The organism is Pseudomonas sp. B12(2026) (assembly GCF_057767015.1).
This window is the reverse complement of record NZ_CM173430.1, coordinates 635,637-655,659: the sequence shown is the minus strand read 5'-3', so window position 1 is coordinate 655,659 and position 20,023 is coordinate 635,637. Positions and strand designations below refer to the sequence as shown.

29 protein-coding genes are annotated in these 20,023 nt (G+C 59.4%); all 29 read right to left on the bottom strand.

The window, feature by feature from the left end; translation table 11 throughout:
• Positions 1–13: 13 nt before the first annotated feature.
• Entirely contained in the window at positions 14–370 is a 357-nt protein-coding gene (rpsM, locus tag AC3B6A_RS03115; RefSeq protein ID WP_015475336.1) for a 30S ribosomal protein S13, read from the bottom strand.
• A 130-nt stretch (positions 371–500) separates the two neighbouring features.
• Entirely contained in the window at positions 501–617 is a 117-nt protein-coding gene (gene rpmJ / locus AC3B6A_RS03110; protein ID WP_002555468.1) for a 50S ribosomal protein L36, read from the bottom strand.
• 24 nt (positions 618–641) lie between these two features.
• Complete coding sequence (gene secY / locus AC3B6A_RS03105; protein WP_024767080.1) at positions 642–1,973, bottom strand: preprotein translocase subunit SecY; 1,332 nt, start codon at positions 1,971–1,973, stop codon at positions 642–644.
• On the bottom strand, positions 1,974–2,408 hold the full coding sequence (gene rplO / locus AC3B6A_RS03100) for a 50S ribosomal protein L15 (protein WP_152219918.1): 435 nt from the start codon (positions 2,406–2,408) through the stop codon (positions 1,974–1,976). It lies immediately after the preceding gene.
• 3 nt (positions 2,409–2,411) lie between these two features.
• The gene (gene rpmD, locus AC3B6A_RS03095) at positions 2,412–2,588 is read right to left on the bottom strand and encodes a 50S ribosomal protein L30 (protein ID WP_009617174.1); all 177 of its coding nucleotides are present in this window, start codon (positions 2,586–2,588) and stop codon (positions 2,412–2,414) included.
• 2 nt (positions 2,589–2,590) lie between these two features.
• Positions 2,591–3,091, bottom strand: coding sequence for a 30S ribosomal protein S5 (gene rpsE, locus AC3B6A_RS03090; RefSeq protein ID WP_009617173.1), 501 nt, complete (start codon positions 3,089–3,091; stop codon positions 2,591–2,593).
• Positions 3,092–3,094: 3 nt separating this feature from the next.
• Positions 3,095–3,445 carry a 50S ribosomal protein L18 gene (rplR, locus tag AC3B6A_RS03085; RefSeq protein ID WP_009617172.1) on the bottom strand — a complete coding sequence of 117 codons (351 nt, stop codon included), beginning with the start codon at positions 3,443–3,445 and terminating at the stop codon, positions 3,095–3,097.
• A gap of 10 nt (positions 3,446–3,455) precedes the next feature.
• Positions 3,456–3,989 carry a 50S ribosomal protein L6 gene (rplF, locus tag AC3B6A_RS03080; RefSeq protein WP_275609987.1) on the bottom strand — a complete coding sequence of 178 codons (534 nt, stop codon included), beginning with the start codon at positions 3,987–3,989 and terminating at the stop codon, positions 3,456–3,458.
• Between the two features lie 11 nt (positions 3,990–4,000).
• The gene (gene rpsH, locus AC3B6A_RS03075; protein ID WP_084313379.1) at positions 4,001–4,393 is read right to left on the bottom strand and encodes a 30S ribosomal protein S8; all 393 of its coding nucleotides are present in this window, start codon (positions 4,391–4,393) and stop codon (positions 4,001–4,003) included.
• A 188-nt stretch (positions 4,394–4,581) separates the two neighbouring features.
• Entirely contained in the window at positions 4,582–4,887 is a 306-nt protein-coding gene (gene rpsN / locus AC3B6A_RS03070; protein WP_152219911.1) for a 30S ribosomal protein S14, read from the bottom strand.
• Positions 4,888–4,900: 13 nt separating this feature from the next.
• A complete protein-coding gene (gene rplE / locus AC3B6A_RS03065) occupies positions 4,901–5,440 on the bottom strand; it encodes a 50S ribosomal protein L5 (RefSeq protein ID WP_275609986.1) in 540 nt (179 codons plus the stop codon).
• A 19-nt stretch (positions 5,441–5,459) separates the two neighbouring features.
• Positions 5,460–5,774 (bottom strand): 50S ribosomal protein L24, encoded by a 315-nt coding sequence (rplX, locus tag AC3B6A_RS03060; RefSeq protein WP_488400855.1) that lies wholly within the window; start codon positions 5,772–5,774, stop codon positions 5,460–5,462.
• Positions 5,775–5,786: 12 nt separating this feature from the next.
• A complete protein-coding gene (rplN, locus tag AC3B6A_RS03055) occupies positions 5,787–6,155 on the bottom strand; it encodes a 50S ribosomal protein L14 (protein WP_003093714.1) in 369 nt (122 codons plus the stop codon).
• 16 nt (positions 6,156–6,171) lie between these two features.
• The gene (rpsQ, locus tag AC3B6A_RS03050; RefSeq protein WP_090261966.1) at positions 6,172–6,438 is read right to left on the bottom strand and encodes a 30S ribosomal protein S17; all 267 of its coding nucleotides are present in this window, start codon (positions 6,436–6,438) and stop codon (positions 6,172–6,174) included.
• 2 nt (positions 6,439–6,440) lie between these two features.
• Positions 6,441–6,632 carry a 50S ribosomal protein L29 gene (rpmC, locus tag AC3B6A_RS03045; RefSeq protein WP_003093720.1) on the bottom strand — a complete coding sequence of 64 codons (192 nt, stop codon included), beginning with the start codon at positions 6,630–6,632 and terminating at the stop codon, positions 6,441–6,443.
• Complete coding sequence (rplP, locus tag AC3B6A_RS03040; RefSeq protein WP_009617163.1) at positions 6,632–7,045, bottom strand: 50S ribosomal protein L16; 414 nt, start codon at positions 7,043–7,045, stop codon at positions 6,632–6,634. Before rplP ends, rpmC begins: the two co-directional genes overlap by 1 nt.
• Positions 7,046–7,056: 11 nt before the next feature.
• Positions 7,057–7,743 (bottom strand): 30S ribosomal protein S3, encoded by a 687-nt coding sequence (gene rpsC / locus AC3B6A_RS03035; protein WP_015475326.1) that lies wholly within the window; start codon positions 7,741–7,743, stop codon positions 7,057–7,059.
• Positions 7,744–7,756: 13 nt separating this feature from the next.
• Positions 7,757–8,089 carry a 50S ribosomal protein L22 gene (gene rplV, locus AC3B6A_RS03030; protein ID WP_488400854.1) on the bottom strand — a complete coding sequence of 111 codons (333 nt, stop codon included), beginning with the start codon at positions 8,087–8,089 and terminating at the stop codon, positions 7,757–7,759.
• A gap of 12 nt (positions 8,090–8,101) precedes the next feature.
• Positions 8,102–8,377, bottom strand: coding sequence for a 30S ribosomal protein S19 (gene rpsS / locus AC3B6A_RS03025; protein ID WP_015475324.1), 276 nt, complete (start codon positions 8,375–8,377; stop codon positions 8,102–8,104).
• 16 nt (positions 8,378–8,393) lie between these two features.
• Positions 8,394–9,215 (bottom strand): 50S ribosomal protein L2, encoded by an 822-nt coding sequence (gene rplB, locus AC3B6A_RS03020; protein ID WP_024767388.1) that lies wholly within the window; start codon positions 9,213–9,215, stop codon positions 8,394–8,396.
• A gap of 11 nt (positions 9,216–9,226) precedes the next feature.
• Positions 9,227–9,526, bottom strand: coding sequence for a 50S ribosomal protein L23 (gene rplW, locus AC3B6A_RS03015; RefSeq protein ID WP_015475322.1), 300 nt, complete (start codon positions 9,524–9,526; stop codon positions 9,227–9,229).
• Positions 9,523–10,125 carry a 50S ribosomal protein L4 gene (gene rplD / locus AC3B6A_RS03010; protein WP_017521904.1) on the bottom strand — a complete coding sequence of 201 codons (603 nt, stop codon included), beginning with the start codon at positions 10,123–10,125 and terminating at the stop codon, positions 9,523–9,525. Before rplD ends, rplW begins: the two co-directional genes overlap by 4 nt.
• A 14-nt stretch (positions 10,126–10,139) precedes the next feature.
• Positions 10,140–10,775, bottom strand: coding sequence for a 50S ribosomal protein L3 (gene rplC, locus AC3B6A_RS03005; protein WP_488400853.1), 636 nt, complete (start codon positions 10,773–10,775; stop codon positions 10,140–10,142).
• A gap of 82 nt (positions 10,776–10,857) precedes the next feature.
• Positions 10,858–11,169, bottom strand: coding sequence for a 30S ribosomal protein S10 (gene rpsJ, locus AC3B6A_RS03000; protein WP_003243886.1), 312 nt, complete (start codon positions 11,167–11,169; stop codon positions 10,858–10,860).
• Positions 11,170–11,324: 155 nt separating this feature from the next.
• A complete protein-coding gene (gene tuf / locus AC3B6A_RS02995) occupies positions 11,325–12,518 on the bottom strand; it encodes an elongation factor Tu (protein WP_152219891.1) in 1,194 nt (397 codons plus the stop codon).
• A 30-nt stretch (positions 12,519–12,548) separates the two neighbouring features.
• Positions 12,549–14,678 (bottom strand): elongation factor G, encoded by a 2,130-nt coding sequence (gene fusA / locus AC3B6A_RS02990; RefSeq protein ID WP_488400852.1) that lies wholly within the window; start codon positions 14,676–14,678, stop codon positions 12,549–12,551.
• 30 nt (positions 14,679–14,708) lie between these two features.
• Positions 14,709–15,179: a 30S ribosomal protein S7 gene (gene rpsG, locus AC3B6A_RS02985; protein WP_276230128.1), complete on the bottom strand. Its 471-nt coding sequence runs from the start codon at positions 15,177–15,179 to the stop codon at positions 14,709–14,711.
• 84 nt (positions 15,180–15,263) lie between these two features.
• Positions 15,264–15,635 carry a 30S ribosomal protein S12 gene (gene rpsL, locus AC3B6A_RS02980; RefSeq protein WP_015475317.1) on the bottom strand — a complete coding sequence of 124 codons (372 nt, stop codon included), beginning with the start codon at positions 15,633–15,635 and terminating at the stop codon, positions 15,264–15,266.
• Between the two features lie 154 nt (positions 15,636–15,789).
• The gene (rpoC, locus tag AC3B6A_RS02975; RefSeq protein WP_488400851.1) at positions 15,790–19,989 is read right to left on the bottom strand and encodes a DNA-directed RNA polymerase subunit beta'; all 4,200 of its coding nucleotides are present in this window, start codon (positions 19,987–19,989) and stop codon (positions 15,790–15,792) included.
• Positions 19,990–20,023: the final 34 nt, after the last annotated feature.

The window sequence follows — 20,023 nt, the reverse complement described above, 5'->3', positions numbered from 1 at the left end:
GATTCCTAAGCGATTACTTGCGGATCGGCTTACGCGGGCCCTTGCGGGTGCGCGCGTTGGTCTTGGTACGCTGACCGCGAACCGGAAGACCGCGACGATGACGCAGACCGCGGTAGCAACCGAGGTCCATCAGACGCTTGATGTTCATGTTGATTTCGCGACGCAGGTCACCTTCGGTGGTCAGCTTGCCCACTTCGGTACGCAGCGAATCGATCTGCTCTTCGCTCAGGTCCTTGATCTTTGCAGCCGGGCTGATGCCGGTGGCTGCACAGATGCTCTGTGCGGTAGTGCGACCAACACCATAGATGTAGGTCAGCGAGATAACAGTGTGCTTGTTATCCGGAATGTTTACGCCTGCAATACGGGCCATTCAGAAAAACTCCAATTGACAGCTACCCGGCGCCCAGGAAGCCAAGAAAGGGCGCGGATATTAGCGCTGTAAAAACAAATAATCAACCCGGCAGCACACTAGCTGCCGGGTTATAACGCGTGGTTCACACTCAGCCTTGGCGCTGCTTGTGACGCGGCTCCGCGCTGCAGATCACGCGAACGACGCCTTCGCGACGGATGATCTTGCAGTTACGGCACAGCTTCTTTACCGATGCACGAACTTTCATCAGTGACTCCTCGAACCTTACGGATCAGCGCAGCAGGCCGCTGCCATAACCCTTCAGGTTGGCTTTCTTCATGAGGGATTCGTACTGGTGAGAAACGAGGTGCGATTGTACTTGGGCCATAAAGTCCATCACAACCACGACCACGATCAGCAACGAGGTCCCGCCAAGGTAGAACGGTACGTGGGCAGCTACGACCAGGAACTGGGGCAGCAGGCACACAGCCGTCATGTACAGGGCACCGAACATGGTCAAACGGGTCAGCACGCCATCGATGTAGCGAGCCGACTGTTCGCCCGGACGAATACCCGGAATAAATGCACCGGACTTCTTGAGGTTTTCCGCCACGTCCTTCGGGTTGAACATCAGCGCTGTGTAGAAGAAGCAGAAGAAGACGATCCCTGCACTAAACAGCAAAATGTTCAGCGGCTGCCCCGGAGCGATCGCTTGCGCGACGTCCTGCAGCCATCCCAGGCCTTCCGACTGACCGAACCAGGCACCCAGGGATGCCGGGAACAGCAGGATGCTGCTGGCGAAGATCGCGGGAATTACCCCCGCCATGTTCACTTTCAGCGGCAGATGGCTGGTCTGGGCGGCAAACACCTTGCGCCCTTGCTGGCGCTTGGCGTAATGCACGGCGATACGGCGCTGACCACGCTCGATGAACACCACGAACGCAATGATGGCCACGGCCAGCAGGCCGATGGCGATCAGGGCGAAGATGTTGATGTCACCTTGACGCGCGGACTCGAAGGACTGACCGATTGCTCGGGGCAGACCCGCGACGATACCGGAGAAGATCAGCATGGAGATGCCGTTGCCGACACCCCGCTCGGTGATCTGCTCACCCAGCCACATCATGAACAGCGCACCCGCCACAAAGGTGGTGACCGACACGAAGTAGAAGCCGAAGTCGTTGGAGAAGGCCACGCCCTGGCTACCCAGACCAATGGACATGCCAATGGCCTGGACGAGCGCCAGGACGAGAGTTGCGTAGCGGGTGTACTGGCTGATCTTGCGACGCCCAGACTCACCCTCTTTCTTCAACTGCTCCAGCTGCGGGCTGATAGCGGTCATGAGCTGCATGATGATCGATGCCGAGATGTACGGCATGATCCCCAGCGCAAAAATGCTCATGCGCTCCAGCGCGCCGCCGGAAAACATGTTGAAGAGGCTAAGAATGGTCCCCTCGTTCTGCCGGAACAGTGCCGCCAAGCGATCGGGGTTGATGCCCGGGACTGGGATATGCGCGCCGATCCGGTAGACGATGATCGCCAGGAACAGGAAACGCAGACGTGCCCAGAGCTCGGACAAACCACCACCGTTGCTCAGCGCAGAGAGAGCACCTTGCTTAGCCATTTAGTCCTCGATTTTGCCGCCAGCTGCTTCGATAGCCGCACGAGCGCCCTTGGTGGCGCCGATGCCTTTCAGGGTGACTGCGCGAGTAACTTCGCCGGACAGCATGACTTTCACACGCTGTACGTTCTGGTTAATCACGTTGGCATCCTTCAGGGCCTGCACGGTTACGACATCACCCTCGACCTTGGCCAGCTCGGAGGTGCGCACTTCTGCGCGATCCAGGGCCTTCAGCGAGTTGAAGCCGAACTTCGGCAGACGACGGTGCAGCGGCTGCTGACCACCCTCGAAGCCCGGAGCGATGGAGCCACCGGAGCGGGAGGTCTGACCTTTGTGACCACGGCCACCGGTCTTGCCCAGACCGCTACCGATGCCACGGCCCGGACGGTGCTTTTCGCGACGGGCACCCGGCGCGGAACGCAGATCGTTCAGTTGCATGGATTAACCCTCCACACGCAGCAGGTAGTAGGCCTTGTTGATCATGCCGCGGTTTTCAGGAGTGTCCTGAACTTCGACGGTATGATTGATGCGACGCAGGCCCAGGCCTTTGACGCAAGCCTTGTGATTGGCCAGACGGCCGTTCAGGCTCTTGATCAGGGTAACTTTGACAGTTGCCATGGTTAGAGAATCTCCTCGACGCTCTTGCCACGCTTGGCCGCTACCGACTCAGGGGACTGCATGTTCTTCAGGCCCTTGAAGGTTGCGTAGACCACGTTCACCGGATTGGTGGAGCCGTAGCACTTCGCCAGAACGTTCTGCACACCGGCCACTTCCAGGACAGCACGCATGGCGCCGCCGGCGATGATGCCGGTACCTTCGGAAGCCGGCTGCATGTACACCTTGGAGGCGCCATGGGCGGACTTGGTCGGGTACTGCAGGGTGGTGCCGTTCAGATCAACCTGGATCATGTTGCGGCGAGCAGCTTCCATTGCCTTCTGGATGGCGGCCGGCACTTCACGCGCCTTGCCACGACCGAAGCCAACACGGCCCTTGCCATCGCCAACCACGGTCAGCGCGGTGAAGGCGAAGATACGGCCACCTTTAACGGTTTTGGCGACGCGGTTAACTTGAACCAGCTTCTCGATGTAGCCTTCGTCGCGCTTTTGATCGTTGTTTGCCATAACTTAGAACTCCAGACCGCCTTCGCGAGCGGCATCAGCCAGGGCCTTGATGCGACCGTGGTACTTGAAGCCAGAACGGTCGAACGCCACCTGAGTGACGCCGGCAGCCTTGGCGCGTTCGGCGACCAGTTGACCAACTTTCTTGGCTGCGTCGACGTTGCCGGTGGCACCTTCGCGCAGTTCCTTGTCCAAGGTCGAGGCGCTGGCCAGGACCTTGCCACCATCGGCTGCAATGACCTGGGCGTAGATGTGCTGGGAAGAGCGGTACACGCAGAGGCGTACGGCTTCCAGTTCGCGCATCTTCAGGCGTGCCTTGCGAGCGCGACGCAGACGGGTTTCTTTCTTGACGCTCATTTGCTATGCCCTACTTCTTCTTGGCTTCTTTACGAAGGACGACTTCGTCGGCGTAACGCACGCCCTTGCCTTTGTACGGCTCCGGCGGACGGAAGTCGCGGATTTCCGCAGCAACCTGACCGACCAGCTGCTTGTCGATGCCCTTGATCAGGATATCGGTCTGGCTGGGGGTTTCCGCTACGATGCCGGCAGGCAGTTCGTAATCAACCGGGTGGGAGAAGCCGAGAGCCAGGGACAGCACTTGGCCTTTGGCCTGCGCTTTATAACCAACGCCGACCAGCTGGAGCTTGCGCTCGAAGCCCTGGCTGACGCCGATTACCATGTTGTTGACCAGAGCGCGGGTGGTACCGGCCATGGCACGGGTCTGCTGGTCGCCGTTACGCGCAGCGAAACGCAGCTCACCGTTGTCCTGAATGACTTCGACGGACGGATGGACTTTCAGCTCGAGAGCGCCCTTGGCACCCTTGATCGAAAGCTCCTGACCGGCCAGCTTGATTTCAACGCCGGCGGGCAGCTTGACGGGGTTCTTAGCAACGCGAGACATGCTGATTCCCCTTAGAACACAGTGCAGAGCACTTCGCCACCAACGCCAGCGGCACGGGCAGCACGATCAGTCATCACACCTTTGTTGGTGGAAACGATCGACACACCCAGGCCACCGCGAACTTTCGGCAGCTGGTCTACGGATTTGTACTGGCGCAGGCCAGGACGGCTGATTCGCTTCACTTCCTCGATGACAGGCTTGCCTTCGAAGTACTTCAGCTCGATCGACAGCAGAGGCTTGGCCTCGGCGCTGACTTGGAAATCCGCAATGTAGCCTTCGTCCTTGAGGACTTTGGCGACTGCCGCTTTCAGCTTGGAAGACGGCATGCTCACGACGGTCTTCTCAGCCATCTGGGCATTACGGATGCGAGTTAGCATGTCTGCTAACGGGTCCTGCATACTCATGGGCTTAATGCTCCTGATACAAAAGATAAGCCTTCAACTTCTTTACTCGCCCTCAAAACACCAGGCGATCAAAACCCAGGCTCGGGGGAGCCGGGTATTCTAGAGATCGCTCAAAAACGAATCAAGCCCCGCGAGGGGGCTTGCTTCGTTAGGCGATCAACGGAGCCGTCGCCGGCTCCGCCTACGACTTACCAGCTGGCTTTCACCAGACCCGGTACGTCGCCGCGCATTGCAGCTTCGCGCAGCTTGTTACGGCTCAGGCCGAACTTGCGGTAGAAGCCGTGCGGACGACCGGTCAGACGGCAACGGTTACGCAGGCGGCTGGCGCTCGCGTCACGGGGCTGCTTCTGCAGGGCGACCTGGGCGTTCCAACGCTCTTCCGCAGAGGAGTTCGGATTAGCGATGATCGCTTTCAGCTCGGCACGCTTCTTGGCGTACTTGGCTACCGTTTGCTGACGCTTCAGCTCACGGTTCTTCATGCTCTCTTTAGCCATGGTCCTACTCCAATCAGTTGCGGAACGGGAAGTTGAAGGCACGCAGCAGGGCGCGACCTTCATCATCCGTACGAGCGGTGGTGGTCAGAGTGATATCCATACCGCGGAGGGCATCGATCTTGTCGTAATCGATTTCCGGGAAGATGATCTGCTCTTTGACGCCCATGCTGTAGTTGCCACGACCATCGAAGGACTTGGCGTTCAGACCACGGAAGTCACGTACGCGCGGCAGGGAGATCGACAGCAGACGGTCCAGGAACTCGTACATGCGGTCGCCACGCAGGGTGACTTTCACACCGATCGGCCAGCCTTCGCGGATCTTGAAGCCAGCGATGGACTTACGAGCGTAAGTCACGACCGGCTTCTGACCTGCGATCTTTTCCAGATCGGCAACGGCGCTTTCGATGACCTTCTTGTCACCGACCGCTTCGCCAAGACCCATGTTCAGGGTGATTTTGGTGACGCGCGGAACTTCCATCACGTTCGCCAGCTGAAGCTCTTGCTTCAGCTTGGGAGCGATTTCCTTCCGATAAATTTCTTTCAATCGTGCCATGGTGATCTACCTAGCTCCCTCAAGCCTTAACCGGTTTCTGGGTCGACTTGAAGACACGAATCTTCTTACCGTCCTCTACCTTGAAACCAACGCGGTCAGCCTTGCTGGTCTCGGGGTTGAAGATGGCGACGTTGGAGACGTGCAGAGGCGCCTCCTTCTCGACGATCCCGCCTTGCTGGTTGAGCATGGGGTTGGGCTTGGTGTGGCGCTTGATCAGGTTCACGCCACCAACGACCAGACGGTCGTCAGCGAGAACTTTCAGCACCTTGCCACGCTTGCCCTTGTCCTTGCCGGCAATGACGATGACTTCGTCGTCACGACGAATTTTTTGCATGACGGCTACTCCTTACAGCACTTCAGGGGCAAGGGAGACGATCTTCATGAACTTCTCGGTACGAAGTTCACGAGTCACCGGCCCGAAGATACGGGTGCCGATCGGCTCCTGCTTGTTGTTCAGCAGGACGGCGGCGTTGCCGTCGAAGCGGATGATGGAACCGTCGGTACGACGTACGCCGTGCTTGGTGCGAACGACCACGGCAGTCATTACCTGGCCCTTCTTCACCTTGCCACGCGGAATCGCTTCCTTGACGGTGACCTTGATGATGTCGCCAATGCCGGCGTAACGGCGGTGGGAACCGCCGAGTACCTTGATGCACATTACGCGACGCGCGCCGCTGTTATCAGCGACATCGAGCATGGATTGAGTCTGAATCATCTTCTATCTCCGACCCTTAGACTTCAACCGCGCGCTCGACGATATCAACCAGGGTCCAGGCCTTGGTCTTGGCCAGCGGACGGGTCTCGCGGATGGTGACCAGGTCACCAACGCGGCACTGATTGGTTTCGTCGTGGGCGTGCAGTTTGGTCGAACGCTTCACGTATTTGCCGTAGATCGGGTGCTTGACGCGACGCTCGATCAGAACGGTAACGGTCTTGTCCATCTTGTCGCTGACAACGCGGCCGGTCAGCGTACGGACGGTCTTCTGAGCTTCAGCCATGATTACTTACCTGCTTGCTGGTTGAGCACAGTTTTAACGCGAGCGATGTCGCGCTTCACTTGCGAGAGCAGGTGAGACTGCCCCAACTGGCCAGTTGCCTTCTGCATGCGCAGATTGAACTGGTCGCGCAGCAGGCCGAGCAATTGCTCGTTCAGCTGCTCAACGGATTTTTCACGAAGTTCATTCGCTTTCATCACATCACCGTCCGCTTAACAAAGGAGGTGGCGAGCGGCAGCTTTGCAGCAGCCAGGGCGAATGCCTCACGCGCCAGCTCTTCGGATACACCCTCGATCTCGTACAGGACCTTGCCCGGTTGAATCTGGGCTACCCAGTACTCGACGCCGCCCTTACCTTTACCCATACGTACTTCCAGGGGCTTCTTGGTAACCGGCTTGTCAGGGAATACGCGAATCCAGATCTTGCCGCCACGTTTTACGTGACGGGTCAGCGCACGACGTGCGGACTCGATCTGACGCGCGGTGAGACGGCCACGGCTGGTTGCCTTGAGGGCGAACTCGCCGAAGCTGACTTTGGAACCGCGATGAGCCAGGCCACGGTTGTGACCGGTCATTTGCTTGCGGAACTTCGTACGCTTAGGTTGCAGCATTTGCGTACTCCTTACTTAGCAGCTTTTTTACGAGGAGCGGGCGCTACCGGCTTCAGCTCTTCCTGGCGGCCACCGATGACCTCGCCTTTGAAGATCCAAACCTTCACACCGATCACACCGTAGGTGGTGTGCGCTTCGTAGGTTGCGTAGTCGATGTCGGCACGCAGGGTGTGCAGGGGCACACGACCTTCGCGATACCACTCGGTACGAGCGATTTCAGCGCCGCCCAGACGACCGCTTACCTGGATCTTGATGCCTTTGGCACCAATGCGCATGGCGTTCTGTACAGCGCGCTTCATGGCGCGACGGAACATAACGCGACGCTCCAGCTGCTGAGCTACGCTTTGCGCAACCAGCATACCGTCGAGTTCCGGCTTGCGGATCTCTTCGATGTTGATGTGCACCGGCACACCCATTTGCTTGGTCAGGTCCTGACGCAGCTTCTCAACATCTTCACCTTTCTTGCCGATCACGATGCCGGGACGAGCGGTGTGGATGGTGATGCGTGCGGTTTGAGCCGGACGATGGATATCGATACGGCTTACGGACGCGCTTTTTAGTTTGTCTTGGAGGTACTCACGTACCTTCAGGTCGGCGAACAGATAATCGGCGTAAGTGCGCTTATCTGCGTACCAAACGGAGGTGTGCTCCTTGACGATACCCAGGCGGATGCCATTGGGATGTACTTTCTGACCCATCTGATCGACTCCGTTACTTGTCCGCAACCTTGACAGTGATATGGCAAGACCGCTTGACGATGCGATCAGCACGGCCTTTGGCGCGCGGCATGATGCGCTTGAGCGAACGACCTTCGTTGACGAAGACGGTGGAGACCTTCAGGTCGTCCACATCGGCGCCTTCGTTGTGCTCGGCGTTGGCAACGGCCGACTCCAGCACTTTCTTCATGATCTCGGCGGCTTTCTTGTTGCTGAAAGCCAGGAGGCTGAGCGCATCGCCCACCTTCTTCCCGCGGATCTGGTCGGCGACCAAGCGGGCTTTCTGGGCGGAGATACGAGCGCCCGAGAGCTTAGCGGCTACTTCCATCTTCCTTACCCCTTAACGCTTGGCTTTCTTGTCCGCAGCGTGCCCACGATAAGTGCGGGTAGCAGCGAACTCGCCGAGTTTGTGACCGACCATGTCTTCGTTGACCAGGACCGGCACGTGTTGACGGCCGTTGTGGACAGCGATGGTCAGACCAACCATGTGCGGCAGGATCATCGAACGGCGCGACCAGGTCTTGATCGGCTTGCGGTCGTTCTTTTCCACCGCCACTTCGATCTTCTTCAGCAGGTGAAGATCGATAAAAGGACCTTTTTTCAGAGAACGTGGCACTGTCGTATCCCTCTATTTACTTGCGGCGACGGACGATCATGTTGTCGGTACGCTTGTTCGCGCGAGTCTTCTTACCCTTGGTCTGAAGACCCCACGGCGACACCGGATGACGACCAGCAGAGGTACGACCTTCACCACCACCGTGCGGGTGGTCGACCGGGTTCATGGCAACACCACGAACGGTCGGGCGAACGCCACGCCAGCGCTTGGCACCGGCTTTACCCAGCGAACGCAGGCTGTGCTCGGAGTTCGAGACTTCGCCCAGGGTCGCACGGCAGTCAGCCAGGACTTTGCGCATTTCGCCGGAACGCAGACGCACGGTTACGTAAGCGCCTTCACGGGCAACCAGCTGAGCCGAAGCGCCAGCGGAGCGAGCGATCTGAGCGCCTTTGCCAGGCTTCAGTTCGATACCGTGGATGGTGCTACCCACCGGGATGTTGCGCAGCGGCATGTTGTTGCCGGCCTTGATCGGAGCGCCGATACCGGAGATCAGTTGATCGCCAGCCACCACGCCTTTCGGGGCGATGATGTAACGACGCTCGCCGTCCGCGTATTTCAGCAGAGCGATGTGAGCAGTACGGTTCGGATCGTATTCGACGCGCTCAACGATGGCAGGAATGCCATCCTTGTTGCGGCGGAAGTCGACCAGACGATAGTGCTGCTTGTGGCCACCACCGATATGACGGGTGGTGATACGACCGTTGTTGTTACGGCCGCCCGACTTGGACTTCTTCTCGAGCAGGGGAGCGAACGGAGCACCTTTGTGCAGGTCCTGGTTCACTACCTTGACTACGAAGCGACGACCAGCGGAAGTCGGTTTGCATTTAACGATTGCCATGATGCACCCCTTTACTCAGCGCCAGCTGCGAAATCGAGATCCTGGCCCGGCTGGAGAGCGATGTACGCTTTTTTCCAGTCGTTACGCTTGCCCAGGCCGCGAACGGTACGCTTGGTCTTGCCCTGAACGTTCAGGGTGGTGACGCGACGTACTTTCACGCCGAACAGGCTTTCTACGGCCTTCTTGATTTCCAGCTTGGTTGCATCAGTGGCAACCTTGAAAACGAATTGGCTGTTGCCGTCCGCCAGGCCAGTGGCCTTCTCGGAGATATGCGGGCCCAGCAGCACTTTGAATACGCGTTCCTGGTTCATGCCAGCAGCTCCTCGAACTTCTTCACGGCAGACACGGTGACCAGCACCTTGTCGTAGGCGATGAGGCTGACCGGATCGGAAGCCTGAACGTCACGTACGTCGACGTGGGCCAGGTTGCGAGCTGCCAGGTACAGGTTCTCATCGACGCCTTCGGTGACGATCAGTACATCTTTCAGGCCCAGGCCTTCCAGCTTGCTGACCAGACCCTTGGTCTTCGGCGCGTCGACAGCGAAGTCGGCAACGACAACCAGACGATCCAGACGAACCAGCTCAGAGAGGATGGAGCGCAGGGCAGCGCGGTACATCTTCTTGTTGAGCTTCTGGGAGTGATCCTGGGGCTTGGCTGCGAAGGTCGCGCCACCGCCACGCCAGATGGGGCTGCGGATGGTGCCAGCACGAGCACGGCCAGTGCCCTTCTGACGCCACGGCTTCTTGCCGCCACCGGAGACTTCGGAACGAGTCTTCTGAGCCTTGGTGCCCTGACGACCGCCAGCCATGTAGGCGACGACAGCCTGGTGAACCAGAGTCTCGTTGAATTCGCTGCCAAAGGTACGCTCGGAAACTTCGATCGCCTGAGCGCCATTTACATTCAGTTGCATCTCAGCTTCCTCTCTTAACCGCGAGCCTTGGCTGCCGGACGCACCAGCACATCACCACCGGTAGCGCCAGGAACGGCACCTTTGACCAGCAGCAGATTGCGCTCTGCATCGACACGTACGACTTCCAGGGATTGAACGGTTACACGCTCAGCACCCAGGTGGCCGGACATTTTCTTGCCCTTGAACACTCGACCAGGAGTCTGGCACTGGCCGATGGAACCCGGGACGCGGTGGGAAACGGAGTTACCGTGGGTATTGTCTTGACCACGGAAGTTCCAGCGCTTGATGGTACCGGCAAAGCCTTTACCCTTGGACTCACCGGTCACATCGACCAGCTGGCCAGCCTGGAACAGATCGACGGTGATTGCATCACCGGCGCTGTAGGCTTCCTCGTCCAGGCGGAATTCCCACACGCCGCGACCGGCGGCGACATTCGCCTTGGCGAAGTGACCGGCCTGCGCCTTGGTCACACGGGAAGCACGACGCTCGCCGACAGTCACCTGGACCGCGCGGTAGCCATCGTTCTCTTCGTTTTTGAACTGGGTGACGCGATTCGGCTCGACCTCAATGACCGTAACCGGAATGGAGACACCATCTTCGGTGAAAATGCGGGTCATGCCGCACTTACGACCGACAACACCAATTGTCATCTTTAGAACCTCTTTAGTGTACGGGGCTTTCACCCGCTATGGCCGCCCATTTCAGAGCGTTACACGACCAATGCCGAAGGCATTAGCCGAGGCTGATCTGTACTTCGACGCCAGCAGCAAGGTCGAGCTTCATCAGCGCGTCGACGGTTTTGTCGGTCGGCTGAACGATGTCGAGAACACGCTTGTGGGTACGAATTTCGTACTGGTCACGAGCGTCCTTGTTGACGTGCGGGGAAATCAGCACGGTGTAACGTTCCTTGCGGGTCGGCAGAGGAATCGGACCACGCACCTGAGCGCCAGTACGTTTCGCGGTTTCCACGATTTCCTGGGTAGATTGGTCGATCAGGCGATGGTCAAAAGCCTTCAACCGAATACGGATTTGTTGATTTTGCATTTGACCTCAGACTCCAAGTTGCCATTCCCAACGGACGGACTCCGCCCGTTAAAAGGAGGCGCAATTGTACGGATGCACCTTGGGGGTGTCAATATTTAACCAACTCAACGAAAAAGGGACCCCGAGGGGTCCCTTTTTCTGGAGCGGATCAGCGATTACTCGATGATCTTGGCAACCACGCCGGCGCCAACGGTACGGCCGCCTTCGCGGATCGCGAAGCGCAGGCCATCTTCCATGGCGATCGGAGCGATCAGGGTGACAACCATTTTCACGTTGTCGCCCGGCATTACCATCTCAACGCCTTCCGGCAGTTCGCAGTTGCCGGTCACGTCAGTGGTACGGAAGTAGAACTGCGGACGGTAGCCCTTGAAGAACGGGGTGTGACGACCACCTTCTTCCTTGGACAGCACGTACACTTCGCACTCGAACTTGGTGTGCGGCTTGATGGTGCCCGGCTTGGCCAGAACCTGGCCACGCTCTACGTCTTCACGCTTGGTGCCGCGCAGCAGGACGCCGACGTTCTCACCAGCACGACCTTCGTCGAGCAGTTTGCGGAACATTTCAACGCCGGTGCAGGTGGTCTTGGTGGTCGCCTTGATGCCGACGATTTCCACTTCTTCCTGAACCTTGACGATGCCACGCTCGACACGACCGGTTACCACGGTGCCACGACCGGAGATCGAGAACACGTCTTCGATCGGCATCAGGAACGGCTGGTCGATTGCACGAACCGGCTCGGGGATGTAGGAGTCCAGGGTCTCTACCAGCTTGCGCACGGCGGAAACACCCATCTCGTTGTCGTCCTGGCCGTTCAGAGCCATCAAAGCGGAACCCACGACGATCGGGGTGTCATCGCCCGGGAAGTCGTAGGTGTTCAGCAGGTCGCGAACTTCCATCTCGACCAGTTCCAGCAGCTCGGCGTCGTCAACCATGTCGGCCTTGTTCAGGAACACGACGATGTAGGGAACGCCTACCTGACGGGACAGCAGGATGTGCTCGCGAGTCTGCGGCATGGGGCCGTCAGCTGCCGAGCAAACCAGGATCGCGCCGTCCATCTGGGCAGCACCGGTGATCATGTTCTTCACGTAGTCAGCGTGGCCCGGGCAGTCTACGTGAGCGTAGTGGCGTACCGGCGAGTCGTATTCAACGTGAGAGGTGTTGATGGTGATACCGCGAGCCTTCTCTTCCGGCGCGTTGTCGATCTGGTCGAAAGCGCGAGCGGAGCCGCCCCAGGTCTCGGAGCAGACCTTGGTCAGTGCAGCGGTCAGAGTGGTTTTACCGTGGTCAACGTGACCGATGGTGCCGACGTTGACGTGCGGTTTGTTACGTTCGAATTTTTCCTTAGCCACGACAGTAAACCTCGTACTTAAAGGGCTGAATCAAGCTTGTTTTTTAACGAGAGCTTCGACGATGTTCGACGGAGCTTCGGCGTACTTGGAGAATTCCATGGAGTAGCTTGCGCGACCCTGGGACATGGAACGCACGTCGGTTGCGTAACCGAACATTTCGCCCAGCGGAACCTCGGCACGGATCACCTTACCGGAAACCGAGTCCTCCATCCCCTGAATCAGACCACGACGACGGTTCAGGTCACCCATCACGTCACCCATGTAGTCCTCAGGAGTCACCACCTCTACCTTCATGATCGGCTCAAGCACCTTACCACCGCCCTTCTGGGCCAGTTGCTTGGTCGCCATGGAAGCAGCGATCTTGAACGCCATCTCGTTGGAGTCGACGTCGTGGTAGGAACCATCGAAGACGGTAGCCTTCAGGCCGATGAGCGGATAGCCGGCAACGACGCCGTTCTTCATCTGCTCCTCGATACCTTTCTGGATCGCCGGGATGTATTCCTTCGGAACCACACCGCCCACGACTTCGTTGACGAAGACGAGACCTTCGGTGATGTTGCCCTTCTCATCCACGTCCGGAGTCGAGAAGCGGATCCAGCAGTGACCGAACTGGCCGCGGCCGCCGGACTGGCGAACGAACTTGCCTTCGATCTCTACGTTGTCCTTGGAGATGGTTTCGCGGTAGGAAACCTGCGGCTTGCCGATGTTGGCCTCGACGCCGAACTCGCGCTTCATGCGGTCGACGAGGATGTCCAGGTGCAGCTCACCCATACCGGAGATGATGGTCTGGCCGGTTTCTTCGTCGGTCTTGACGCGGAACGACGGGTCTTCCTGAGCCAGCTTGCCGAGGGCAATACCCATCTTCTCCTGGTCAGCCTTGGTCTTCGGCTCAACAGCTACCGAGATTACCGGCTCCGGGAAGTCCATACGCTCGAGGATGATCGGCTTCTCGATGTCGCACAGGGTGTCACCAGTGGTGACGTCCTTCATGCCGATCAGAGCAGCGATGTCGCCAGCGCGTACTTCTTTGATCTCGTCACGCTGGTTGGCGTGCATCTGCACCATACGACCAACGCGCTCTTTCTTGCCTTTCACGGAGTTGACAACCGAGTTGCCAGACTCCAGAACGCCCGAGTAGACGCGAACGAAGGTCAGGGTACCTACGAACGGGTCGGTAGCGATCTTGAACGCCAGAGCGGAGAACGGTGCGTTGTCGTCAGCCGGACGCTCGTCGTGGATTTCGTTGTCATCAGTGCTGTCCGGGTGGACGCCCTGAATCGCCGGAATCTCGGTCGGAGCAGGCAGGAAGTCGATAACGGCATCGAGAACCAGGGGCACGCCCTTGTTCTTGAACGAGGAACCGCAGACAGCCGGAACGATTTCGCAGGCGATAGTACGCTGACGCAGGCCGGCCTTGATCTCTTCGATCGACAGCTCACCCTCTTCCAGGTACTTGTTCATCAGCTCTTCGTTGGCTTCGGCAGCAGCCTCGACCATGTTGCTGCGCCACTCGTTGGCCAGGTCCAGCAGCTCGGCAGGGATCTCTTCCTCGCGGTAAGAAGTACCCTTGTCGTCTTCGTTCCAGTAGATGGCCTTCATCTTCAGCAGGTCGATCTGACCTTCGAAGTCATCCTCTGCACCGATGGCCAGCTGAACCGGAACCGGGGTGTGACCCAGGCGGTTCTTGATCTGACCGACGACGCGCAGGAAGTTGGCGCCGGCGCGGTCCATCTTGTTCACGTAGACGATACGCGGAACACCGTACTTGTTGGCCTGACGCCATACGGTTTCGGACTGCGGCTCAACGCCGGAGGTGCCGCAGAACACAACGACAGCACCGTCCAGCACGCGCAGGGAGCGCTCAACTTCAATGGTGAAGTCTACGTGGCCAGGGGTGTCGATGACGTTTACGCGGTACTTGTCGTACTGGCCGCGCGAACCTTCCCAGAAGGTGGTGATCGCAGCGGAAGTGATGGTGATACCACGCTCCTGCTCCTGCACCATCCAGTCGGTGGTAGCAGCGCCGTCGTGCACCTCACCCATCTTGTGGCTGAGACCTGTGTAGAACAGGATCCGCTCGGTAGTGGTGGTCTTGCCCGCGTCAACGTGGGCACAGATACCAATGTTCCGATAGCGGTTAATTGCTGTAGTACGAGCCATAAAGCCCTCGCAAAAGTGTTGATGCCGTAATTAGAAGCGGTAGTGCGAGAACGCTTTGTTGGCCTCAGCCATACGGTGCACGTCTTCACGCTTCTTGACGGCAGCGCCTTTGCCTTCAGCGGCATCCAGCAGCTCGCCAGCAAGGCGCAGAGCCATGGACTTCTCGCCACGCTTGCGGGCGTAGTCCACCAGCCAGCGCATGGCCAGCGCATTACGACGGGACGGGCGTACTTCGACCGGAACCTGGTAGGTAGCACCGCCGACACGGCGGGACTTCACTTCGACCAGCGGAGCGATGGCGTCGAGTGCTTTTTCGAAGATTTCCAGGGGGTCGCCTTTACCGCGCTCTTTGACCTTGTCCAGAGCACCGTAAACGATACGCTCGGCAACGGCTTTCTTGCCGCTTTCCATCACGTGGTTCATGAACTTGGCCAGAATCTGGCTTCCGTATTTCGGATCGGCCAGGATCTCACGCTTGGCCGCTACACGACGTCTTGGCATTGATAAGCCCTCAAACGGTCTTCAGGTTAGCTCGGGACGGTGCCCGACCTTACTCTTATCGACTCAGCAAATAGGAAAACAAAATTACTTCGGACGCTTGGCGCCGTACTTGGAACGACCCTGCTTACGGTCTTTGACGCCGGAGGTATCCAGCGAACCGCGCACGGTGTGGTAACGCACACCCGGGAGGTCCTTTACACGACCGCCGCGGATCAGCACTACGCTGTGCTCCTGCAGGTTGTGACCTTCACCACCGATGTACGAGGAAACCTCGAAACCGTTGGTCAGACGAACACGACACACCTTACGCAGTGCAGAGTTCGGCTTCTTCGGGGTGGTGGTGTATACGCGGGTGCATACGCCGCGACGCTGAGGGCAGTTCTGCAGGGCAGGAACGCCGCTCTTGTCCACCAGGCGCTTGCGCGGTTTGCGCACCAGCTGGTTGATAGTTGCCATCTATAGCTCCACTGATTGTCTTACGACACTTAAAAACGAAAATGGGCAGAGCGTGAGCCCTGCCAATTTTCGGGGTACAAGATACTAAAGAGCTTCCTGTACACCGTCAAGACAAAGCCCCGGTTGTCAAGACAACCGGGGCTTCGTTTGAGGCTTAGTTACCGCTCAGATTGAGCGCTTCGGCCAGTGCGGCTTCGGCTTCGCTGGCGCTGACGCGCTGCGGCTTGCCGAGATCGCGCTGACGCTTGCGCTCGCTGTGGTAAGCAAGGCCGGTACCTGCCGGGATCAGACGACCCACGACCACGTTTTCCTTCAGGCCGCGCAGGAAGTCGCGCTTGCCGGTGACCGCCGCCTCGGTGAGGACGCGGGTGGTCTCCTGGAAGGACGCCGCCGAGATGAACGACTCGGTGGACAGCGAGGCCTTGGTGATACCCAGCAGGACGCGCTCGTACTTGGCCGGGAACTTGTCCTGGGTAGCCAGTACTTCGTTCTCTTCCAGCACCTGGACCAGCTCGACCTGATCGCCCTTGATGAAGGAGGAGTCGCCCGACTCGGCCACTTCGACCTTGCGCAGCATCTGACGCAGGATGGTCTCGATGTGCTTGTCGTTGATCTTCACGCCCTGCAGACGGTAAACGTCCTGGATCTCGTTGACGATGTACTTGGCCAGCGAGCTCACACCCAGCAGACGCAGGATGTCGTGCGGGTTGCTCGGGCCGTCGGAGATCACTTCACCACGGCTTACCTGTTCACCTTCGAACACGTTCAGGTGACGCCACTTCGGAATCAGCTCCTCGTACGGATCGCTACCGTCCGTGGGAGTGATGACCAGACGGCGCTTGCCCTTGGTTTCCTTGCCGAAGGAGATGGTGCCGCTGATTTCCGCCAGGATCGAAGGCTCTTTCGGACGACGAGCTTCGAACAGGTCGGCAACGCGCGGCAGACCACCGGTGATGTCACGGGTCTTCGAGGTTTCCTGCGGGATACGTGCGATAACGTCACCCACACGCACCTTGGCGCCGTCGTTCAGGTTGACCAGGGCGTTCGCCGGCAGGAAGTACTGCGCCGGTACGTCGGTACCCGGCAGCATCAGGTCCTTGCCAGCGGCGTCGATCAGCTTCACGGCCGGACGGATGTCCTTGCCAGCAGCCGGACGATCCTTCGGATCCATCACCTCGATGTTGGTCAGACCGGTCAGTTCGTCGGTCTGGCGCTTGATGGTGATGCCCTCTTCCATGCCCACGAAGGCCACGGTACCGTCCATCTCGGTGACGATCGGGTGGGTGTGCGGGTCCCACTTGGCGACGATGGCGCCCGGGTCGACCTTGTCACCTTCCTTCACGGAAATCACCGCACCGTACGGCAGCTTGTAGCGCTCGCGCTCGCGACCGAAGTCGTCGGCGATGGCCAGTTCGCCGGAACGGGAGACCGCCACCAGCGCACCGTCGGCACGTTCAACATGCTTCAGGTTGTGCAGGCGGATGGTGCCGCCGTTCTTGACCTGCACGTTGTCCACGGCGGAAGTACGGCTGGCCGCACCACCGATGTGGAAGGTACGCATGGTCAGCTGGGTACCCGGCTCACCGATCGACTGGGCGGCGATGACGCCGACAGCTTCACCGATGTTCACGCGGTGGCCACGGGCCAGATCGCGGCCGTAGCACTTCGAGCAGATGCCATGGCGGGTTTCGCAGGTGATGGGCGAGCGAACCAGAACTTCGTCGACGCTCATCTGCTCGAGGAAGTCGACCCACTTCTCGTCGATCAGGGTGCCAGCCTCGACGATGACTTCGTCGGTACCCGGCTTGAACACTTCACGGGCAACCACACGGCCGAGCACGCGCTCGCCCAGCGGTTCGACCACGTCGCCGCCTTCGATGTGCGGGGACATCAGCAGGCCGTGCTCGGTGCCGCAATCGATCTCGGTCACTACCAGGTCCTGGGCCACGTCGACCAGACGACGGGTCAGGTAACCGGAGTTCGCGGTCTTCAGCGCGGTATCCGCCAGACCTTTACGAGCACCGTGGGTGGAGATGAAGTACTGGAGTACGTTCAGGCCTTCGCGGAAGTTCGCGGTGATCGGGGTCTCGATGATCGAGCCGTCCGGCTTGGCCATCAGGCCGCGCATACCGGCCAGCTGACGGATCTGGGCCGCGGAACCCCGCGCACCGGAGTCCGCCATCATGTACATGGAGTTGAAGGACTCCTGGTCGACCTGCTTGCCCTCGCGGTCGGTCACCTTCTCTTTCGAGAGGTTGGCCATCATCGCCTTGGACACTTCGTCGTTGGCCTTGGACCAGAGGTCGATCACCTTGTTGTACTTCTCGCCCTGGGTTACCAGGCCGGAGGCGTACTGGCTCTCGATCTCCTTCACTTCCTCGGTGGCGGCATCGATGATGCGAGCCTTTTCGGTCGGGATGACGAAGTCGTTCACGCCGATCGACACACCGGAGATGGTCGAGTAGGCGAAGCCGGTGTACATCAGTTGGTCGGCGAAGATGACGGTGTCCTTCAGACCCACCACGCGGTAGCAGTGGTTGATCAGCTTGGAGATCGCCTTCTTCTTCATCGACTGGTTGACCACGTCGAAGGGCAGGCCGGCCGGAACGACCTGGAACAGCAGCGCACGGCCGACGGTGGAGTCGACGATGCGGGTGTTGGCGGTCAGGCTGCCGTCTTCGTTCTTGATCTTCTCGTTGATGCGCACTTTTACGCGGGCGTGCAGGGACACCTGACCGCTGCGGTAGGCGCGGTCAACTTCCTGCAGGTCTGCGAAAGCCATGCCCTCGCCCTTCGCATTCACGGCTTCACGGGTCATGTAGTACAGACCCATTACCACGTCCTGCGACGGAACGATGATCGGCTCGCCGTTGGCGGGCGACAGGATGTTGTTGGTCGACATCATCAGCGCGCGCGCTTCCAGCTGGGCCTCGAGGGTCAGCGGGACGTGCACGGCCATCTGGTCACCGTCGAAGTCGGCGTTGTACGCGGCGCAGACCAGCGGGTGCAGCTGGATGGCTTTACCTTCGATCAGTACCGGTTCGAACGCCTGGATGCCCAGACGGTGCAGGGTCGGCGCACGGTTCAGCAGTACGGGATGCTCGCGGATCACCTCGGCGAGAACGTCCCACACTTCCGGCAGCTCGCGCTCGACCATCTTCTTGGCGGCCTTGATGGTGGTGGCCATGCCACGACCTTCCAGCTTGCCGAAGATGAACGGCTTGAACAGCTCCAGAGCCATTTTCTTCGGCAGACCGCACTGGTGCAGACGCAGGGTCGGACCCACGGTGATTACCGAACGGCCGGAGTAGTCCACGCGCTTACCGAGCAGGTTCTGACGGAAGCGACCCTGCTTGCCCTTGATCATGTCGGCCAGGGACTTCAGCGGGCGCTTGTTCGAGCCGGTGATGGCACGGCCGCGGCGGCCGTTGTCCAGCAGGGCGTCGACGGCTTCCTGCAGCATGCGCTTTTCGTTGCGCACGATGATGTCCGGAGCGGCCAGGTCGAGCAGGCGCTTCAGACGGTTGTTACGGTTGATCACGCGACGGTACAGATCGTTCAGATCGGAAGTCGCGAAGCGGCCGCCATCCAGCGGAACCAGCGGACGCAGGTCCGGCGGCAGCACCGGCAGGACGGTCAGCACCATCCACTCGGGATGGTTGCCGGAGCCCTGGAAGGCTTCCATCAGCTTCAGGCGCTTGGACAGCTTCTTGATCTTGGTTTCCGAGTTGGTCTGCGGAATCTCTTCGCGCAGGCGACCGATCTCGTGCTCCAGGTCGATGGCGTTGAGCAGCTCGCGAACGGCTTCCGCGCCCATGCGGGCGTCGAAGTCGTCACCGAACTCTTCGAGGGCTTCGAAGTACTGCTCGTCGTTCAGCAGCTGGCCCTTCTCCAGGGTGGTCATGCCCGGGTCGATCACCACGTAGCTCTCGAAATAGAGCACGCGCTCGATGTCACGCAGGGTCATGTCTAGCAGCAGGCCGATACGGGACGGCAGGGACTTCAGGAACCAGATGTGGGCGACCGGCGAGGCCAGTTCGATGTGGCCCATGCGCTCGCGGCGCACCTTGGCCAGCGCGACTTCGACGCCGCACTTCTCGCAGATCACACCGCGGTGCTTGAGGCGCTTGTACTTACCGCACAGGCACTCGTAGTCCTTCACCGGGCCGAAAATCTTGGCGCAGAACAGGCCATCGCGCTCCGGCTTGAAGGTACGGTAGTTGATGGTCTCCGGCTTCTTAACTTCGCCGAAGGACCAGGAACGAATCATCTCGGGCGAGGCCAGACCAATACGGATGGCATCGAACTCCTCGATTTGACCCTGGTTTTTCAACAGATTGAGCAAGTCTTTCAAGGCCTTTCCTCCTCACGGACCCGGTGCGACCGGC

Bases quoted from the DNA above. Each gene is read 5' to 3' on its own strand.
- rpmJ (WP_002555468.1), bottom strand. From the start codon at position 617: ATGAAAGTTCGTGCATCGGTAAAGAAGCTGTGCCGTAACTGCAAGATC.
- rpsG (WP_276230128.1), bottom strand. From the start codon at position 15,179: ATGCCAAGACGTCGTGTAGCGGCCAAGCGTGAGATCCTGGCCGATCCG.
- rplN (WP_003093714.1), bottom strand. From the start codon at position 6,155: ATGATTCAGACTCAATCCATGCTCGATGTCGCTGATAACAGCGGCGCG.
- rpsH (WP_084313379.1), bottom strand. From the start codon at position 4,393: ATGAGTATGCAGGACCCGTTAGCAGACATGCTAACTCGCATCCGTAAT.
- rpsL (WP_015475317.1), bottom strand. From the start codon at position 15,635: ATGGCAACTATCAACCAGCTGGTGCGCAAACCGCGCAAGCGCCTGGTG.
- rplR (WP_009617172.1), bottom strand. From the start codon at position 3,445: ATGAGCGTCAAGAAAGAAACCCGTCTGCGTCGCGCTCGCAAGGCACGC.
- rpsQ (WP_090261966.1), bottom strand. From the start codon at position 6,438: ATGGCTGAAGCTCAGAAGACCGTCCGTACGCTGACCGGCCGCGTTGTC.
- rpsC (WP_015475326.1), bottom strand. From the start codon at position 7,743: ATGGGTCAGAAAGTACATCCCAATGGCATCCGCCTGGGTATCGTCAAG.
- rpmC (WP_003093720.1), bottom strand. From the start codon at position 6,632: ATGAAAGCGAATGAACTTCGTGAAAAATCCGTTGAGCAGCTGAACGAG.
- rpmD (WP_009617174.1), bottom strand. From the start codon at position 2,588: ATGGCAACTGTCAAAGTTACCCTGATCAAGAGCCTGAACGGCCGTCTG.
- rpsE (WP_009617173.1), bottom strand. From the start codon at position 3,091: ATGGCAAACAACGATCAAAAGCGCGACGAAGGCTACATCGAGAAGCTG.
- rplW (WP_015475322.1), bottom strand. From the start codon at position 9,526: ATGAACCAGGAACGCGTATTCAAAGTGCTGCTGGGCCCGCATATCTCC.
- rplF (WP_275609987.1), bottom strand. From the start codon at position 3,989: ATGTCTCGCGTTGCTAAGAACCCCGTCAAGCTGCCCGCCGGCGTTGAA.
- rplP (WP_009617163.1), bottom strand. From the start codon at position 7,045: ATGCTGCAACCTAAGCGTACGAAGTTCCGCAAGCAAATGACCGGTCAC.
- rplB (WP_024767388.1), bottom strand. From the start codon at position 9,215: ATGGCAATCGTTAAATGCAAACCGACTTCCGCTGGTCGTCGCTTCGTA.
- rpsJ (WP_003243886.1), bottom strand. From the start codon at position 11,169: ATGCAAAATCAACAAATCCGTATTCGGTTGAAGGCTTTTGACCATCGC.
- rpsM (WP_015475336.1), bottom strand. From the start codon at position 370: ATGGCCCGTATTGCAGGCGTAAACATTCCGGATAACAAGCACACTGTT.
- rplX (WP_488400855.1), bottom strand. From the start codon at position 5,774: ATGCAAAAAATTCGTCGTGACGACGAAGTCATCGTCATTGCCGGCAAG.
- rpsN (WP_152219911.1), bottom strand. From the start codon at position 4,887: ATGGCTAAAGAGAGCATGAAGAACCGTGAGCTGAAGCGTCAGCAAACG.
- rplO (WP_152219918.1), bottom strand. From the start codon at position 2,408: ATGCAACTGAACGATCTGCGTTCCGCGCCGGGTGCCCGTCGCGAAAAG.
- secY (WP_024767080.1), bottom strand. From the start codon at position 1,973: ATGGCTAAGCAAGGTGCTCTCTCTGCGCTGAGCAACGGTGGTGGTTTG.
- rplV (WP_488400854.1), bottom strand. From the start codon at position 8,089: ATGGAAGTAGCCGCTAAGCTCTCGGGCGCTCGTATCTCCGCCCAGAAA.
- fusA (WP_488400852.1), bottom strand. From the start codon at position 14,678: ATGGCTCGTACTACAGCAATTAACCGCTATCGGAACATTGGTATCTGT.
- rplC (WP_488400853.1), bottom strand. From the start codon at position 10,775: ATGACAATTGGTGTTGTCGGTCGTAAGTGCGGCATGACCCGCATTTTC.
- rplD (WP_017521904.1), bottom strand. From the start codon at position 10,125: ATGCAACTGAATGTAAATGGCGCTCAGGCGATCGAAGTTTCCGAGCGT.
- rplE (WP_275609986.1), bottom strand. From the start codon at position 5,440: ATGGCACGATTGAAAGAAATTTATCGGAAGGAAATCGCTCCCAAGCTG.